The following is a 16,212-nucleotide window of genomic DNA, read 5'->3' on the forward strand; positions in this document are numbered from 1 at the left end:
TGGTGGCTCCTCAGGAGAGTCGTACGTCAGCGGTCGTGCGCAGCAGGTGCCCGAGGCCGACCAGGGCCGCGTCCGGGCCCGCGATGCTGGCTTCGATGGTCAGGGACTGGGTCATGGAGGGTAGGCAGCGTTCGTAGAGCATTCCGCGGGTCGCGGCTACGTAGACGTCGAGGCTGGAGAGGGCGCCGCCGATGACGACGCTGTCGGGGTTGAGGAAGTTGACCAGGCCGGAGAGGGCCACCCCGAGCAGCCTGCCGGCGTGGCGCACCATGGTCACCGCGGTCGGGTCGGCGTCGCCCACCGCCGTCACGATCTCGGCGACCGTGGTCGCCGACGAACCCTGCTCGGCCAGCTCGCGGGCGAGGGCCGCGCCGCTGGCGACGGTCTCCAGGCAGCCCCGGCTGCCGCAGGAGCAGTGCCGCTCGCCGCCCTCCGCCACGGGTACGTGGGTGACGTCGCCGCTGAGCCCACGACCGCCGCGGTAGATCTGCCCGCCGCTGACCAGGCAGGCGCCGATGCCGGTACCGGCCTTCACGTAGATCATGTCGCCGGCCACCCGGCTCCGGGTGACGTACTCGCCGATGGCCGCCGCCTTGGCGTCGTTGTCGACGACCACCGGCACCTGGAAGCGGGCGCTGAGGTCGGCCCGCGCGTCGACACCGCTCCAGCCGGGCATCCGGGCCGGTCCGACCAGGCGCCCGTGCGGGAACTCGACCGGGCCCGGCAGGGCGACGCCGACGCCGAGCAGCGGCTCGCCGGGCGCGGACGCCGACCGGAGTCGCGTGACCGTCGCCGCGACGACGTCGAAGACGTCGCCGGGGCCGGCGGCGATGTCGATCGCCACCTCCTCGGTGGCGCGGAGCCCGCCGCCGGGCGCGCACAACCCGACCCGGGCGTGCCGGCCGCCCAACTCCGCGACGGCGAGGAACCCCTCGGCCTCCCGCAGTCGCAGGATCCGGGGGCGACGCCCGCCGGTGGACCGACCCACGCCCTCCTCCAGGATCACGCCCTCCTCGAGCAGCCGGCGCACCACCGTCGTGACGGTCGAGGGGGCGACCTGGAGCGCCTCGATGAGGTCCGCGCGCGAGCTGGCCGCACCGCTGGCCAGCAGGTGAAGCGTCTGATCACGCAGAGTGGCGGAGATCGGTGCTTCCAAGATGTCTCTCCTTGCTCGGGCGGTCCTCCGGCGGCGCTGCCCAGTGTGTCGCAGGGCCAAAGCAAGGTTGCGCTCCGGAGTCCGCGCGGGAGAGCATCTTTCGATGCCTCGCCGACTTCGATCATAACCCGGCGAAAGTCAGCGAATAAAGAGGGAACTTTTCGTTGACTCAGAACTTCGGCATGGATAGATTCTCCGCGTTGATCGTCGAGGATCGGCACCAGGCGGCGGTACCTGTGGCAAAGCCGCCGGCGCCCGGAGACGCGGGGCACGTGCACATCAATCGAGGAGACTCATGAGGAGCAGAATTCCGGGGCGCGCCCTCCGCGGCGCCGTGGCGCTGGCGAGTGCGCTCGCCCTCGGGGCGGGCCTGGTCGCCTGCGGCGGCGGTTCGTCGAAGGACGGCGGCAGCCAGGGCAAGGACACCGTGACCGTCGCCCTCCGCACGCCGAACTGGATCCTGCCGATCTCGGCGCCCGGCTTCACGCAGGGTGAGAACGCCATCTTCGGCCAGGCGCTGTACCGGTCGCTCTACCAGTACAAGCTGGACGGCTCGGCGCACTACAACATCGACCCGAAGCGCTCCATGGCCGAGCCGCCCGCGGTCAGTGACGGCGGCAAGACGCTGACCATCACGCTCAAGGACAACACCTGGTCCGACGGCAAGCCGGTCACCACCAAGGACATCCAGTTCTGGTACGACCTGGTCACCGCGAACAAGGACAAGTGGGCGTCCTACCGGGCCGGCGGCTTCCCCGACAACATCGCGCAGTGGACGATCAAGGACGACAAGACCTTCTCGATCACCACGAAGCAGGCCTACAACACCGCGTGGTTCGTCGACAACCAGCTCAACCGCATCACGCCCCTGCCGCAGCACGCCTGGGACAAGGACTCCGCCACCGGCGCGGTGGGCGACCTGGCGAGCACTCCGCAGGGCGCCAAGAAGGTCTTCGACTTCCTCACCGCGGCCTCGAAGGACCTGAAGACGTACGACTCCAACGACCTGTGGAAGGTCAACAGCGGCCCGTGGCAGCTCGCGAAGTACGTGCCGAGCGGTGAGGTGACCCTCGCCGCCCAGCCGAAGTACTCGGGCGAGGACAAGCCGAAGCTGGCCAAGGTCGTGCTGCGGCCGTTCACCAGCGACGACAGCCAGTTCAACGTGCTGCGCGCCGGTGACGTCGACTACGGGTACGTGCCCGCGGCGAACGTCTCCCAGGAGGGCTACCTCAAGTCCAAGGGCTACACGATCTCGCCCTGGTACGGCTGGTCCGTCACCTACCTGCAGCTGAACTTCAACAACCCGAAGACCGGGTCGCTGTTCAAGCAGCCGTACCTGCGGCAGGCCATGCAGATGCTCATCGACCAGCCGACCATCAGCAAGGTGGTCTGGTCCGGCACGGCGGCGCCGACCTGCGGCCCGGTGCCGGCGAAGCCGGGCGCCAACGGTACCGACGCCGCGGGCTGCGTCTACTCGTTCGACCCGGCCAAGGCCAAGGAGCTGCTGGAGGGCCACGGCTGGAAGGTGACGCCGGACGGGCAGACCACCTGCCAGACGCCGGGCACCGGGGCCAACCAGTGCGGCGAGGGCATCGCCGCCGGCGCCGCGCTGAACCTCACCGTCACCAGCCAGACCGGCTTCGCCGCCACCACCAAGATGTTCTCCGAGATCAAGTCGCAGATGTCCAAGCTCGGCATCCAGCTGACCATCAAGGAGGTCCCCGACTCGGTGGCCGTCACCCCGGCGTGCAAGCCGACCGAGGCGACCTGCTCGTGGGACATGTCCTTCTTCGGCTCGCAGGGCAGCTGGTACTACCCGGCCTTCGCCAGCGGTGAGCGGATCTTCGCCACCGACGCCCCGGTGAACCTGGGCAGCTACAGCAACGCGGAGGCCGACCGGCTCATCGAGGCCACCCAGTTCTCCGGCGACGAGAGCGCGCTCAAGGCGTACAACGACTTCCTCGCCAAGGACCTGCCGGTGCTCTGGATGCCGAACCCCGTCTACCAGAACTCGGCGTACCGCTCGGGCCTGCAGGGCGTCGAGCCGCAGGACCCGATGAACCTCATGTACTTCCAGGACTGGTCCTGGAAGTGACCGATCACTGATCGTCCCGGCCCCGGCGGCGCGCACCGCGCCGCCGGGGCCCCGACCGGGGAGGAGGAACCGACCAGGTGGTCCGGTACCTCATCACGCGCCTGGGCCAGGCCCTCGTCGTCGTCGTGCTCGTCACGGTGATCGCGTTCCTCATCCTGCACCTGCTGCCCGGCGGCGCGGCGCGCGCCACGCTGGGCAAGGAGGCGACGCTGGATCAGCTGGCGGCGTTCAACCACGAGATGGGCTACGACCGGCCCTGGATCCAGCAGTACCTGATGTACGTGCAGCGCCTGCTGCACGGCGACCTCGGCTACTCGTACCAGCTCAACCAGTCGGTCGTCGAGGCGATCACCCAGCGGCTGCCGAAGACCATGGTGCTGTCGCTGCTGTCGACCCTGCTCGCCATCGTGCTGGCGATCCCGCTCGGGGTGATCCAGGCCGTACGCCGCAACCGCTGGCCCGACTACACCATCACCTCGCTGTCGCTGCTGGCGTACGCCACGCCCATCTTCTTCATGGGCCTCATGATGATCATTCTCTTCTCGCAGGTGTGGCCGATCCTGCCGCCCGAGGCGCCGCAGGGCTTCACGGTGGGGGAGGTGCTCGCCGACCCGGCGGGGCTGGTGCTGCCCACGATCACGCTCGCCATCGTCACCATCGCGGTCTACTCGCGGTACGTCCGCTCCACGATGGTCGACAACCTGAACGAGAACTACGTCCGCACCGCCCGCAGCAAGGGCCTCTCCGAGCGGCGCGTCGTGCTGCGGCACACCCTGCGCAACGGGCTCTTCCCGGTCATCACCCTGCTCGGCATGTACCTGCCGGCGCTCTTCAGCGGGGCGCTGGTCGTCGAGTCCCTGTTCAACTTCCCCGGCATGGGGCAGCTGTTCTGGCAGGCGGCGTTGAAGCGTGACTTCCCGATCCTGCTCGGGGTCACCGTCATCATCTCGATCGCGACGGTCGTCGGCGCCCTCGTCGCCGACCTGCTCTACGCCGCCGTCGATCCCCGGGTCCGACTCCGCGGGAGTTCGTCATGACCACACTCTCCGACGCGGGCCGCCCCGGCGCCGCCCCCGATCCGGCCGACGCCGCCGAGGCGCCGGTACGCGGCCTCTGGCGGCAGGGGTTCGTCGTCTTCTGCGAGAACCGGCTCGCCCTGGTGGGTCTGGGCCTGTTCATCCTGCTGGCCGGGCTCTGCTTCCTCGGCCCGCTCTTCTACCACACCGACCAGGTGCACACCGACCTCGCCGCCGTGCACCTGGCCCCCGGGGAGCAGGGGCATCCGCTCGGCACCGACGGGGTCGGTTACGACCAGCTGGGCCGGCTCATGCTCGGCGGTCAGACCTCGATCATCGTCGGGCTCGCGGCCGGGATCCTCGCCACCGCGGTCGGCACGATCTGGGGTGCCGTCGCCGGCTTCGTCGGCGGGTGGGCCGACACGGCGATGATGCGGGTGGTCGACGCGATGATGTCGATCCCGTCGCTCTTCCTCTTCATGCTGCTCGCCGCCATCGTCACCCCGAGCGTGCCGATGCTCATCGTCATCATCGGCGCCTTCGCCTGGCTGGGGCCGGCCCGGCTGGTCCGCGGTGAGGCGTTGACCCTGCGCTCCCGCGAGTACGTCCAGGCCATGCGGGGGATGGGCGGCACGGGCGGCCGGGCGGTGCGCCGGCACATCGTGCCGAACGCCATCGGAACGGTGATCGTCAACGCGACCTTCCAGGTCGCCGACGCGATCCTCTACGTCGCGTACCTGTCCTTCCTCGGCCTCGGCGTCCCGCCGCCGGCGGCGAACTGGGGCGGGATGCTCTCCGACGGCCTCGCGGACACCTACAGCGGCCACTGGTGGCTGCTGTACCCGCCGGGAATCGCCATCATCCTCATCGTCCTCGCCTTCAACTTCATCGGCGACGGGCTGAGGGACGCCTTCGAGGTCCGCCTCCGTCGCCGCTAGCAGGAGCACGAAATGAGCGAATCGACCGAACCGAAGGTCCGGCAGCACCAGGCGGCCGGGGACGGGACCGCCGTCCAGCCCCTGCTGGAGCTGCGCGATCTCGACACCGACATCGCCCTGCGCCGCGGCACGGTGCACGCCCTCGACGGGGTCAGCCTCGAAGTCATGCCGGGGGAGACCCTCGGCGTCGTGGGCGAGTCGGGCAGCGGCAAGACGATGACCGCACTGTCGATCATGGGCTTGCTGCCGCAGGGCGGCCAGGTGACCGGGGGACAGATCCTCTTCGAGGGTCGGGACCTGCGATCGCTGCCGGCCGACGAGGTACGCCGGACCCGTGGGGTCCGGATGGGCATGGTCTTCCAGGACCCGCTCACCTCGCTCAACCCGACGATGCGGATCGGGTACCAGGTCGCCGAACCGCTGCGGGTGCACGAGGGAGTCGGTAAGGCGGAGGCCCGCGAGCGGGCCGTCGAGATCCTGCGCCGGGTGGGAATGCCCCGCCCCGACCGGATCGTCGACAACTACCCGCACGAGCTCTCCGGCGGAATGCGGCAGCGGGTCGCCATCGCGATGGCGCTGGTCTGCTCCCCGCGCCTGCTCATCGCCGACGAGCCGACCACCGCGCTCGACGTCACCACCCAGCGGCAGATCCTCGAACTCATCGACGACCTGCGGGAAGAGTTCGGGATGGCGGTCATCCTGGTCACCCACGACCTGGGTGTCATCGCGGGCCGCGCCGACCGGGTCGCCGTCATGTACGCCGGACGGGTGGTGGAGACCGCCGCGACCGCGGAGCTGTTCCGAGCGCCTCGGCACCGCTACACCGAGGCGCTGATGGAGGCGCTGCCCGAGACCGCGGTCCGGGAGGCCGGCAAGGAGGCCCGGCTCTACAGCATCCCCGGCCTGCCGCCGGACCTGTCCCGGCCGCTCACCGGCTGCCGGTTCGCGCCGCGCTGCCGACACGTCACCGACGAGTGCCGGAGCACGGACGTCGCCCTCTCCGGCGGCGAGCACCAGTTCGCCTGCCTGCACCCGGTCAGCGGGACGCCGACCGGGCCGGTCACGCTGCCCGCCCCGGTGGTGCGCGAACCGGCGCCGGTGGAGGCGGCGGCCCCGGTACGCGTCGAGTCGACGGCGACGCCCGTCCTGTCGGTGCAGAACCTGGTGAAGAACTACGCCGCGCACGGCCGGGGCCTGCTGCGCCGGAACGCGGGCCAGGTCAGCGCCGTGGCGGACGTCTCCTTCGAGGTCGCCCCGGGGGAGACCTTCGGGCTGGTCGGCGAGTCCGGCTGCGGGAAGTCCACAGTGGGTCGGCTGGCCGTGGGGCTGGAGCGGCCGAGCGCCGGCCAGATCCTGCTCGACGGCACCGACCTCGCCGGGCTGGCCGGGCGGGAGCGCCGCCGGATGCACCGCCAGGTCCAGCTGATGTTCCAGGACAGCTACGCCGCGATGAACCCGCGGATGCGCGTCGACGCCATCCTCGCCGAACCGCTCGAGATCCAGAAGGTGGGCGACGGGGCGGCGCGGCGGGCGCGGATCACGAGCCTGCTCGACCAGGTCGGGCTCTCCCGGCGGGTCCTGGAGCGCTACCCGCACGAGTTCTCCGGCGGTCAGCTGCAGCGCATCGGGCTGGCCCGGTCGCTGGCCCTGCAGCCTCGGCTGATCGTCGGCGACGAGCCGGTGAGCGCGTTGGACGTGTCGATCCAGGCGCAGGTCCTCAACCTCATGCGGGACCTGCAGCGCGAACTCGGCCTGGCGTACGTCTTCATCAGCCACGACCTGTCGGTCGTCGACTACATGGCGGACCGCATCGGCGTGATGTACCTCGGCAAGCTCGTCGAGGTGGGGCCCGCCCGGGAGGTGGTCCGGGCCGCCCGCCACCCGTACACGCAGGCGCTCATCGACGCGGTACCGTCCATCACCCCGAGCGCCACGGCGGCCCGGGACGGTGTCACCATCCAGGGCGAGCTGCCCAGCGCGCTGAACCCGCCCACCGGGTGCCGGTTCCGGACCCGCTGTCCGCTGGCCCAGGAGATCTGCGAGACGGAGCCGCCGCTCGCCGGCGACCGGCACCAGGTGGCCTGCCACTTCCCGCTGCGCCCGGAGGCGGATGCGGTCTCCGCACAGACCGGGACCGCCGCATGACCACTGTGGAGATCTGCGTCAGCGACGTGCCGACGGCCCTGGTGGCCGAGACGGCCGGGGCCGACCGGCTGGAGCTCTGCGCCGACCTCGGCCAGGGCGGCACCACGCCCAGCCTCGGCACGGTCGAGGTCGCCCTGCGCACGTTGCGCAGCGCGGGGGTACGGATCATGGTCCGCCCCCGTGGTGGGAACTTCCGGGTGACCGAGGTCGAGGAGCAGGTCATGCTCGCCGACATCGCCGCGATCCGCCGGCTGCCGAACCCGCACGACCTTGCGGTCGGGGTGGTGGTCGGCGCGGTCGCCGCCGACGGCCGCCTCGACCTGCCCGTGCTGGGTCGGCTGATCGCGGCCGCCGGGCCGCTCCCGGTGACCGTGCACAAGGCCTTCGACGAGGTCGACGACCAGCTGCGGGCGATCGAGGAGATCATCGACCTCGGGGCGGACGCCGTGCTCACCTCCGGCGCGGCGCCCAGCGCGCTGGCCGGTGCCGCCCGGATCACCGAACTGCGGCAGCGCGCCGGCGACCGGTTGCGGGTGATCGCCGGCGGCGGCATCCGGTCGCACAACGTCCGGCAGGTGCTCGCGGAGACCGGGGCGCGGGAGGTGCACCTGCGGGCGCCGGTGCCGCGCGACGGGCGGGAGGCCACCGACGGCGACGAGGTCCGCCGGGTCGTCGCCGCCGTACGTACGGGCTGACCGGGGCGCTCAGCCCACGTCGATCGTGTACTGCGCCGTGTGCACCGCCCCGTCGACCTGGAAGTCGAGGAACGCCCGGTAGCGCCCCGGGCTCGGCGGCGTCAGCCAGAACTTGACCGCCCCGTCGACGAGTTCCGGCTCCGGATGGACGTGCACGTAGCCGAGGTCGCCCTCGCGGACGACGACCAGGTGCCCGTACGCGCCCAGGTAGCGCTCGACCGGGGCGGGCGTACCGGCGCGGGTGATCCGGAACGAGGTGGGGGACATCATCCCCACCGTGGGCGTCCCGTCCATCGACACCGTGAACGGCCCGGCGGTCGCCTGCGGCTGGGGCGGCGGCAGCGCGGTCGGGGTGTGCGCGCCCGGCACCTGGTGGTCGACGCCGAGGACGAGCGGCAGTTGGGTGCCGGCGGCGGTGGTGACCGAGAAGTCGGCGTAGACGCGGTAGCCGCCGGCCCGGGGCAGCGTCAGCGGGATGCTCCAGGTGCCGTCGGCCGCCATCGTGGGATGCAGGTGCTGGTATCCGGTCAGGTCCCGACCGACCACGATCAGGTGCAACGTCTTCTCGTGCACGACCGCGAAGCGGGTGGCGGCCCGCCGGTCGGCGCCGATGATCTGGAAGCGGTACTCGGCGGCGACGCCCGCCGGCTGGGACCGCTGTTCCGGCTGGAGGCGGTACCCGCCGGCGCTGACCGTCGTGCCGGACACCTGGGTCTGGCCGGCGCCGCCGTCGCCGGGATGGCTGTGCGGGCCGGTACCCGCCGGGTGCTGGTGTCCGTCCATCGCCGACATCGCCTGCCCCGCGACGACGGGCGCGCCGGCCGGGCTGGTGCCCGCCCGCGCGTCGGCGCCGGTCCGGGGGTCGCCCGCGCCGACGCGTCCCAGCCCGAACCCGGCGACGAGCGCCACCACCAGGCCGCCGACGAGCAGCGCGAGACGCGCGTTGCTCAGTCGGGGCCGGAGCGTCGCGGCGGCCGCCGCACCTTCGGGCGAGCCGCCGGGACCGGTTGCGGGTCGCGGGTCGTCGTCCGTCGCCGGGCCGGCCCCCTGCTGCCTCGGCACCACGGATCCGGTGGCGGTTCGCGGGCCGCTCTCCGTCGTGGCGCCGGCCCCGCGCTGCCTCGGCACGGCGGACCCGGTGGCGGTTCGCGGGTAGCTCTCCGTCGTGGCGCCGGCCTTGCGCTGCCTCGGCACCGCGGACCCGGTGGTGGCGGTGACGGTCGTGCCGCCCCTGCGTGCCGCGGGGACGGCAGCGGGCCGCCCCCGGTTGCCGGAGGCCGGCTTGGTGACCTTGGCACCGGTGCCGGTGCGACGTCCGGCGCCGCCGCCTGCTTGGGCCCGGGCGCTGCTGCCTGCTCGGGCCCGGGCGCCGGTGCCCCGCCGGGCGGCGGCCCCCGCGGCGCGGGCCCGACCCGCGGTGCGGTGCCGCCACACGGCGAGGAGGATCAGCGCCACCGCCGCCACCGCCGAGCCGGTCCACGCCATCCAACCGAGGCCGCCCTCGTCGTCGGCGCGGTCGGCCGCGGCGGCCGCCGGGGGCGGGGACGACGCGACGGCCGGCGCGGCCGAGGGGCTCTGCGGCGTCGCCGAGCCGGTCCCCGGGTTGCCGTGTTGTTCGGTGGCCGCGATCAGCGCCGGGTCGGGCTGGTCGGTGGGGGGCTGCCAGCCCCGCGGGGCCGCCGTCGTCGCTCCGGTGTAGCGGAAGGTCGTCGCGCCCCGGACGGTGTCGCCGTCGGAGGCCACCGTCAGGTAGCTGATCGAGTACTGCCCAGGCCGCGGCAGGTGGGCGATCCGGACCACCGCCGGAAACCCGGTCGAGTACTCGCGCGGCTCGAACTTCCCGTCTACCAGGAAGTACTCCCGTACCGGCTGCTCCAGTGGCTTCGGTTCGCCGTTCGTCCAGCCGTCGTCGACCCGGCCACCGCCCGGCGCGGTGATGGTGAAGTAGGCGTTGGCGGCGACCCGCTCGGTGAAGTAGAGCCGGACCTCCGCCGGCGGTCGGCTGACCGCCGAGCCGTCCGCCGGTGTCGCGGTCGCCAGGGTGCCGTGGGCAGCGGCGGGCGGGGCGGACGCGAGGACCGCGATCGCCGCCGCGAGGACGAGCGCGAGCAGGCCCGAGACGATGCGCCGGAGAGCCGGGGGGAGAGGCATCATCGCATTCTCACGACCGTCGAGCTTCAATCAAGACTTCGATAACTTTTTATACGTATGGCAAAAGTTCTGCCCCGACCGACTCCAACATCGAGTCGGACGGTACGAAACTTCCTACCTTGTACGGCGCGGCACCGGATGGGATACGCTGCCCCGAGCTACTACAGCACGTCGTAACTGCCCCCGGGGAACCGGCGGCGTGACCGGAGGTGGAGATGGCGGACGACGAGGCGGAGATCACCGGCTGGGCGCTCGCCGCCGCCAAGGGTGACCGGGCCGCCGCCGCGCGGTTCGTCCAGGCGACCCAGCCGCAGGTCCGGCGCTTCCTCGCCGCCCTGACCGCCCCCTCGGAGGCGGACGATCTGGCGCAGGAGACGTTCCTGCGGGCGGTGCGGTCCCTCCCGTCGTTCGCCGGCCGCTCCTCCGCCCGGACCTGGCTCTTCACCATCGCCCGCCGGGTGGCCGTCGACCACGTCCGCGCCACCGTCGCCCGTCCCCGCACGGTGCCCGTGCCGGACGGGTACGACACCGCGGACCTCCACCGCAGCGGGTTCGACCGGCAGGTGATCCTGGAGCGGCTGATCGCGGAGTTGCCGGCCGAGCGGCGCGAGGCGTTCGTCGCCACCCAGGTGCTGGGCCTCTCCTACGCCGAGGCCGCCGAGGTGTGCGACTGCCCGGTGGGCACGATCCGCTCCCGGGTGGCCCGCGCTCGGGAGGATCTCCTCGTCGCCATGGACGCTCGGCCGGGATCGGGGGCGCGTCGTGGCGGTCACGAGGTTGGCTGACGCCCGCGAAGCCGCTGTGACCTGCGTCGGGGCGAAATTCGCGGGAACCAACGCCGCCGCTGCCACGACTATCGGTACATGAGGTGTGAGCAGTGGCGCGAGGTCCTGTCGGCGCAGCTCGACGGCGAAGAGACCTCCGCCGAGCGGACGGCCGCCGAGGCTCATCTCGCCGGGTGTGACGACTGCCGGACGTGGTTCGACCGGGCAGCCGCGGTGACCCGCCGGGCCCGCCTGTCGGTGCCGACGGCCGGACGCGATCTCACCGACGTGGTCCTGGCGGCGCTGCCCGCGCCCGAGAAGCGCCCTCGGCGCAACCGGTTGCTGCTCACGCTCCGCAGCGCGCTGGGCCTGGTCGGCGCCATGCAGCTCGTCCTGGGGCTGGTGCAGATCGCGCGCGGAGCCGCCGACGGGCACACCCATCCCGCCGGGGCGCTGGCGGCCGGCCACCTCTGGCACGAGTCCGCGGCGTGGAACGTCGCCGTCGGCGCCGGGTTCCTCTTCGTGGCGGCCCGGCGCACCCCGCCGACCGGTCTGGTGCCGATGCTGAGCGCGTTCGTCGGCACCCTGGTGCTGCTCTCGGCCAACGACATGGTGACCGGTCGGGTGGAGGTCACCCGGCTGGTCAGCCACGGATTCCTGCTCGCGGGGTACGCGATGGTCATCGCGCTCTCCCGGCCACGACTGCACCCGGACGGCCCCGCCACCCGGGGTCGCGGCGACGAGACCCAGTGGCGGCTTCCGGTGGAGGAGGAGGCGGCCCCGCCGACCCTGCGACTGCTGCCACCGCACCCCGGCTCGGCGCACCATCGGGACCGTACCGCCGCCTGACCGACGCCCGGGGGCGGCTGTCCGGGTCGCCGGCCGTGCGGCGCTTCCCGAGGTCGGCTGTCCGGGTCGCCGGCCCTGCGGCGCTTCCCGAGCTCGGCCGCCAGGTCGCCGGCCGAGGCCGGGTGCCCGGGCCGGCGGGGGCGGTCAGCGCCGGTCGAGCTCCGATTCCAGCCGCCGGACGAGCGTCTTGCGGCCCTTGCCGCCGCGCTCGCGTCGCAGCGCCGTCCTGAGCTGGCCCGTCTCGAGGTGGGGGACCTGCTTGACCGCCTCGGCCACGCGCAGGTCCAGCAGCCGGTCGACGGAGGTGGCGGCGCTACGCGCCCGTTTGGCCGGTCCGGTGTTCGGTACGAACTGCCTGCCGGAGCGCGACGCCTTCCGCTTCTTGACGTCGGTCGCGCGACGTTCCTCGGGGGAGAGCTTCTCCCAGGCCCGTTTGGGCAGGTAACGGCTGGTCTCGCCGTCCTTGCGCGCCCGCGTGCCGCCCTGCCTGGTCTGCCACTGCTCGTTACCCCAGCGCCGCAGGTTCCGTTGCCGCTCGTCCCGCGGACCCTGGTAACCCCCGCCGCGCTTCTGGTACTCCTTCGTCAGCAGCTGCGACTTACGCGCCGACCACTGTCCCGGCCGCCCGCCCTTGTCGGAGGCCTGGATCTCGTCCTTGAGCTTCTGTCGCAGCTCCGGATCCGTGTACCGCATGGCGAAGGGCTACCCGGGCCCGAGCGGCCTATGCGTGGCCGCGAATCGTCGACGGAGGGGCTCGCCGTGCCCGGTGCGGGGCGGCGGTCGCCAGGGCCGGCCGCTCCCGGGGTCAGCCGGGGGAGGTGACGAGGAGCCCCCGCCGTCGGCCCGGACGGCGGGGGCTCCACAGTGCGGGGACTAGCGCAGGGCGAGGGTCCGGGCGTCGGCGGCGATGACGCTGGCGACCTCGGCGGGCACGGTCCTGCCGGCCTGCCGGTCGACCCAGCTGGCCAGCTGGGCGTACTGGCCGTGTGCCAGCTTGACGGCCATCGTGTCGACGGCGGACGGGTCGGCCCCCGAGGTGAGGATCAGGTAACCGAGCCCGGCCTGGCTGACCGTCACGGTGAAGGTGCTGGTCGCGGTCGCGGTGCCCTCCGGACCGGTCACCTCGGCGGTAACCGTGTGCCGGCCCGCCGTCAGCTTGGCCAGGTCGAGCTTGCGCCCGGCGGCCGACTTCTTGCCGTCGAGGGTGACGGTGACGGTCTCCGCGTTGGTCGCGGCGACCGCGATCACCGGGGACTGGGCGCGGTCGAGCCGGGCGCCGTCGGCCGGCGAGGCGATCTCCACGGTGGGCTCGGCGGAGGCGCGCTGCGTGAACGCCGAGTTCCAGCCGACCAGCTCGGCCGCGCGGTTGGTGATGATCGCGTCGGTGCCGATCCGCTCGAGCCGCTGCCAGAGGCCGGCGGAGTCCATCGTCCAGGCCATCACCGCGACTCCGGCGTCGTGCAGCGGTGCGATCACCTCCGGCTTGGCCAGCAGCGCGTTGCCGTCCGGGTTGTACGCGGTCAGGTGCAGCTCCTTGGAGATCGCCACCGGATCGGCGTCGAGGCTGCTGCGGAGCAGACCGAGCGGCAGCTCGGGGGCGAGTTCGTAGGTGTACCTGAGCGCGTCGACCTCGAAGCTCTGGACGAAGACCCGACCCATCATCTGCTCGTCGCGGATCACCTGGATGATCGTGGCGACCTCGTCCTTCGTGTGCTTGCCCTTGATCTCCAGCAGCAGGTTGCCGCCCCGGGTACGCAGGTCGGCGAGCTGCTCGGCCAGGGTCGGCACCCGCTCGCCGACGTACTGCGGAGCGAACCAGGAACCGGCGTCCAGGGCCTTGATCTGCGCGGCGGTCAGGCTGCGGATCTTCCCGGTTCCGTCGGTGGTCCGGTCGACGGTGTCGTCGTGCAGGATGAACGGAACGCCGTCCTTGCTGGGCTGGACGTCGTTCTCGATCCAGTCGGCGCCGCCCCTGCGGGCGATCTCCTGCGCGACCAGGGTGTTCTCCGGCGCGGCGGCGGAGGCGCCGCGGTGTGCGATCACCGTGAACGGGCTGCCCTCGGGGCGGATGTAGCCGTTCGGCGGCAGCTCGGTGACGACGACGTCGTCGTAGGAGACGGTTCCGCCGTTGACGAAGAGCGCCTGGACGCCGTCGGTGGACCGTTGGAGGCTGCTGGTGCGCATCATCTCCCGCCCGTCGAAGATCCAGCGGGCCTGGCTGCCGTGCACCTCGACGGCGACCCGCACGTCCCGGCCGGTGCCGGCGGCGTACGGTGCGGAGGCGGTGTTCGTCACCACCCAGGCGTTGGCCGTGGTCCGCTGGGCGAACTCGAGACCGTTGGCGGCCGTGGTGCCGCTGCGCATGGTGGCGATCCACCACGGAGTGGCGCCGTCGGCCGGGACGTCGATGCCGAGCGAGGCCCAGCGGGTGGCGGCGGAGACCGACTCGAAGCGCATGGTCGCCTCGAACCGGAAGTCGTTCAGGTGCCGACCAAAGGTGATCTTGTTGTTGGCGCTCGCGCTGGCGGAGGTCCCGTAGAGCCGGCCGTTCTCGACCTTCCAGGCGCCGTCGACCGCGTTCCATCCGGCGGGCAGCGCGCCGGAGGAGAAGTTCTCCGAGACGACGACGTCGCCCGGTTCGGCGGCGGCGGGGGACGAGGTCGTGATGGCCACCGCGGCGGCGCCGCCGGCGACGGTGAGCGCCGCGGCGGCGGCGACGGCCCGGGTACGCGTCAGCACGGACCCCGTGGTGGCGCGGCCGGACGGCGATGATGCGGAAGGGACAGTCATGGCCGGGACGGTACGAAGCGGCCCCGAATGCGTCCTCAATTGAGCGTGGCCGTCGCCGGAACGTCAGATGTACGTGCCCGGCCGTCGTTCATGGGGGCGGTCGAGCGACGGCCACTCTGGACGGCCGACTACGAATCGCCCGCCGCATGCTTCACTTGTTCTAGTAGTATGCGAACATGTTGTTCAGTGTGGTGCCGGAGAGCGGGATGCCGCTCGCCGAACAGATAGCGGCCAGCGTGCGCCGAGCGTTGGCCGACGGCGCGGTGCGGCGCGGCGACCGGCTGCCGGCCGCCCGGGAACTCGCCGACACCTTGAACGTCAACATGCACACGGTGCTCCGGGCGTACGCGGCGCTGCGCGACGACGGGCTGATCGAGCTGCGGCGCGGCCGTGGCGCCGTGGTGACCGGGGCGGTGCCCCGGGAGCAGGCGCAGGTGATCGAGTGGGTGCGGCGTCTGGTCGCCGATGCGAGCCGCGCCGGCGTCGGCCTGGAGGAGCTCGTCGGGATGGTACGTAAGCATTACGCGAAGGAGATGGGCGGATGAGGAGAGCACGGTGGATCGCCGGGATCGGGCTCCTGCCGGGCGCGTTGCTCGCGGGTGCCACGGCGACGACGCTCGCGTGGCGGGGACGCCTGCCGGACCGGCTGCCCAACCAGGGCGGCGTCGGCGACCGACCGGTGGAGACGACGATCCCGGTCGACACCCTGGCCGCGCTCCTGATCGGAGTGGCCCTCGCCGCCTGGATCGCCGGGCTCGTCGCGTTCCTCGCGGCCGGTTGGCTGCCCCGTACGCCCCGGCACTGGCTGCGCGCGGGCATCCAGGTCGCGGTCGCCGCCGTCGCCGGCGCGGTGCTGACGATCCTGCTGATGGTGCTGAACGCCGCGCTCGACGCGGCCACCGCCGCCGACGTGCGGATCTCCTGGGCCTACTTCGCCGCGACGATGGCGACGCCGGCCGGGGTGGCCGTCGTGTCCGGTCTCGTGGCGCTGCTGCTGGCCGGCCGGGCACCGGCGCAGCGCCCCGATCCACGCCAGCCGACCGGCGTCGCCGCGACGGTGGCGACCGACCGGCCCGCCCCGGCGGGCGACGGTGAGCGGCTGCTCTGGTGGGAGTCGCGCTCGCTGCGGCCGGTGGTGTGGGCGGCGGCAGCGCTCGCGATCACCGGACCACTGCTCGCCGCCCTGCTGGTGCCCTTCGTGGGCGTCTCCGGCTGGGCAGGGCTGGCACCGACCGTCACCGCGCCCATCCTGCTTCCGTTCACCCGCTACCGGCTCGCCATCGACGCGCGCGAGGTCCGCCTCGCCTTCGGCCTGTACCGATGGCGCCTGCCGCTCACCGCCATCGCCTCCGCGGAGGAGGCCCGACTGGACGCGTCGACCTGGCTCGTCCGCGGCATGTTGCGCGGCGCGACCGACCCCACGCTGCCGCTGCTCCCCGGCCGGGTGCTGGCCCTCCGGCTGACCGACGGCACCCGACGGCTCGTCACCTGCCGGGACGTCGCCACGGCGGTCGAGGCCGTGAACACCCTGCGCGCCCGCGTCGCCGCCGGTTGAGCCACCCGCCGTCGGGAGCCCGCTGCCGGGCTCCCGACGGCCGACCGCGCCGCCGACC

At 72.8% G+C, this 16,212-nt stretch carries 13 protein-coding genes; 9 read left to right on the forward strand and 4 right to left on the reverse strand.

Going from position 1 to position 16,212, the window contains the following annotated elements; genetic code table 11:
* Nucleotides 1–10 precede the first annotated feature (10 nt).
* Entirely contained in the window at nt 11–1,156 is a 1,146-nt protein-coding gene (locus tag D7147_RS06650) for an ROK family transcriptional regulator (RefSeq protein ID WP_120674665.1), read from the reverse strand.
* 295 nt (nt 1,157–1,451) lie between these two features.
* On the opposite strand from D7147_RS06650, the gene D7147_RS06655 reads away from it, so the two are divergent.
* The 5 genes from D7147_RS06655 to D7147_RS06675 all read left to right on the forward strand — a co-directional run bounded on the left by D7147_RS06655 (nt 1,452) and on the right by D7147_RS06675 (nt 8,045).
* Nucleotides 1,452–3,251, forward strand: a complete 1,800-nt coding sequence (locus tag D7147_RS06655; protein WP_120674667.1) for a peptide ABC transporter substrate-binding protein — start codon at nt 1,452–1,454, stop codon at nt 3,249–3,251.
* A 77-nt stretch (nt 3,252–3,328) separates the two neighbouring features.
* Nucleotides 3,329–4,288 carry an ABC transporter permease gene (locus tag D7147_RS06660; RefSeq protein ID WP_120674669.1) on the forward strand — a complete coding sequence of 320 codons (960 nt, stop codon included), beginning with the start codon at nt 3,329–3,331 and terminating at the stop codon, nt 4,286–4,288.
* On the forward strand, nt 4,285–5,205 hold the full coding sequence (locus D7147_RS06665; RefSeq protein WP_120674671.1) for an ABC transporter permease: 921 nt from the start codon (nt 4,285–4,287) through the stop codon (nt 5,203–5,205). The genes D7147_RS06660 and D7147_RS06665 overlap by 4 nt, the downstream gene beginning before the upstream one ends.
* 12 nt (nt 5,206–5,217) lie before the next feature.
* The gene (locus D7147_RS06670) at nt 5,218–7,350 is read left to right on the forward strand and encodes an ABC transporter ATP-binding protein (protein ID WP_120674673.1); all 2,133 of its coding nucleotides are present in this window, start codon (nt 5,218–5,220) and stop codon (nt 7,348–7,350) included.
* Nucleotides 7,347–8,045 (forward strand): copper homeostasis protein CutC, encoded by a 699-nt coding sequence (locus D7147_RS06675; protein WP_120674675.1) that lies wholly within the window; start codon nt 7,347–7,349, stop codon nt 8,043–8,045. The genes D7147_RS06670 and D7147_RS06675 overlap by 4 nt, the downstream gene beginning before the upstream one ends.
* Before the next feature lie 9 nt (nt 8,046–8,054).
* Here the strand turns inward: D7147_RS06675 and D7147_RS06680 are convergent, their stop codons facing one another.
* On the reverse strand, nt 8,055–10,196 hold the full coding sequence (locus D7147_RS06680; protein ID WP_233562977.1) for a copper resistance CopC family protein: 2,142 nt from the start codon (nt 10,194–10,196) through the stop codon (nt 8,055–8,057).
* A gap of 215 nt (nt 10,197–10,411) precedes the next feature.
* On the opposite strand from D7147_RS06680, the gene D7147_RS06685 reads away from it, so the two are divergent.
* Together D7147_RS06685 and D7147_RS06690 are read left to right on the forward strand one after the other, a co-directional pair.
* Nucleotides 10,412–10,981, forward strand: coding sequence for a sigma-70 family RNA polymerase sigma factor (locus tag D7147_RS06685; protein ID WP_120675282.1), 570 nt, complete (start codon nt 10,412–10,414; stop codon nt 10,979–10,981).
* 78 nt (nt 10,982–11,059) lie between these two features.
* Nucleotides 11,060–11,809 (forward strand): zf-HC2 domain-containing protein, encoded by a 750-nt coding sequence (locus tag D7147_RS06690; RefSeq protein ID WP_120674679.1) that lies wholly within the window; start codon nt 11,060–11,062, stop codon nt 11,807–11,809.
* A 144-nt stretch (nt 11,810–11,953) separates the two neighbouring features.
* Here the strand turns inward: D7147_RS06690 and D7147_RS06695 are convergent, their stop codons facing one another.
* A complete protein-coding gene (locus D7147_RS06695) occupies nt 11,954–12,502 on the reverse strand; it encodes a DUF5872 domain-containing protein (protein WP_120674681.1) in 549 nt (182 codons plus the stop codon).
* A 180-nt stretch (nt 12,503–12,682) separates the two neighbouring features.
* A complete protein-coding gene (locus D7147_RS06700; protein WP_120674682.1) occupies nt 12,683–14,599 on the reverse strand; it encodes a glycerophosphodiester phosphodiesterase family protein in 1,917 nt (638 codons plus the stop codon).
* A 176-nt stretch (nt 14,600–14,775) separates the two neighbouring features.
* Between D7147_RS06700 and D7147_RS06705 the strand changes: the two genes are divergently transcribed.
* Nucleotides 14,776–15,144, forward strand: coding sequence for a GntR family transcriptional regulator (locus tag D7147_RS06705; protein WP_120674684.1), 369 nt, complete (start codon nt 14,776–14,778; stop codon nt 15,142–15,144).
* Nucleotides 15,141–16,154, forward strand: coding sequence for a hypothetical protein (locus tag D7147_RS06710; RefSeq protein ID WP_120674686.1), 1,014 nt, complete (start codon nt 15,141–15,143; stop codon nt 16,152–16,154). The genes D7147_RS06705 and D7147_RS06710 overlap by 4 nt, the downstream gene beginning before the upstream one ends.
* Nucleotides 16,155–16,212: the final 58 nt, after the last annotated feature.

This window comes from Micromonospora musae (genome assembly GCF_003626545.1).
GTDB lineage: Bacteria > Actinomycetota > Actinomycetes > Mycobacteriales > Micromonosporaceae > Micromonospora > Micromonospora musae.

Bases quoted from the DNA above. Each gene is read 5' to 3' on its own strand.
- D7147_RS06710 (WP_120674686.1), top strand. From the start codon at position 15,141: ATGAGGAGAGCACGGTGGATCGCCGGGATCGGGCTCCTGCCGGGCGCG.
- D7147_RS06670 (WP_120674673.1), top strand. From the start codon at position 5,218: ATGAGCGAATCGACCGAACCGAAGGTCCGGCAGCACCAGGCGGCCGGG.
- D7147_RS06665 (WP_120674671.1), top strand. From the start codon at position 4,285: ATGACCACACTCTCCGACGCGGGCCGCCCCGGCGCCGCCCCCGATCCG.
- D7147_RS06685 (WP_120675282.1), top strand. From the start codon at position 10,412: ATGGCGGACGACGAGGCGGAGATCACCGGCTGGGCGCTCGCCGCCGCC.
- D7147_RS06695 (WP_120674681.1), bottom strand. From the start codon at position 12,502: ATGCGGTACACGGATCCGGAGCTGCGACAGAAGCTCAAGGACGAGATC.
- D7147_RS06680 (WP_233562977.1), bottom strand. From the start codon at position 10,196: ATGCCTCTCCCCCCGGCTCTCCGGCGCATCGTCTCGGGCCTGCTCGCG.
- D7147_RS06675 (WP_120674675.1), top strand. From the start codon at position 7,347: ATGACCACTGTGGAGATCTGCGTCAGCGACGTGCCGACGGCCCTGGTG.
- D7147_RS06705 (WP_120674684.1), top strand. From the start codon at position 14,776: ATGTTGTTCAGTGTGGTGCCGGAGAGCGGGATGCCGCTCGCCGAACAG.
- D7147_RS06690 (WP_120674679.1), top strand. From the start codon at position 11,060: ATGAGGTGTGAGCAGTGGCGCGAGGTCCTGTCGGCGCAGCTCGACGGC.
- D7147_RS06655 (WP_120674667.1), top strand. From the start codon at position 1,452: ATGAGGAGCAGAATTCCGGGGCGCGCCCTCCGCGGCGCCGTGGCGCTG.
- D7147_RS06700 (WP_120674682.1), bottom strand. From the start codon at position 14,599: ATGACTGTCCCTTCCGCATCATCGCCGTCCGGCCGCGCCACCACGGGG.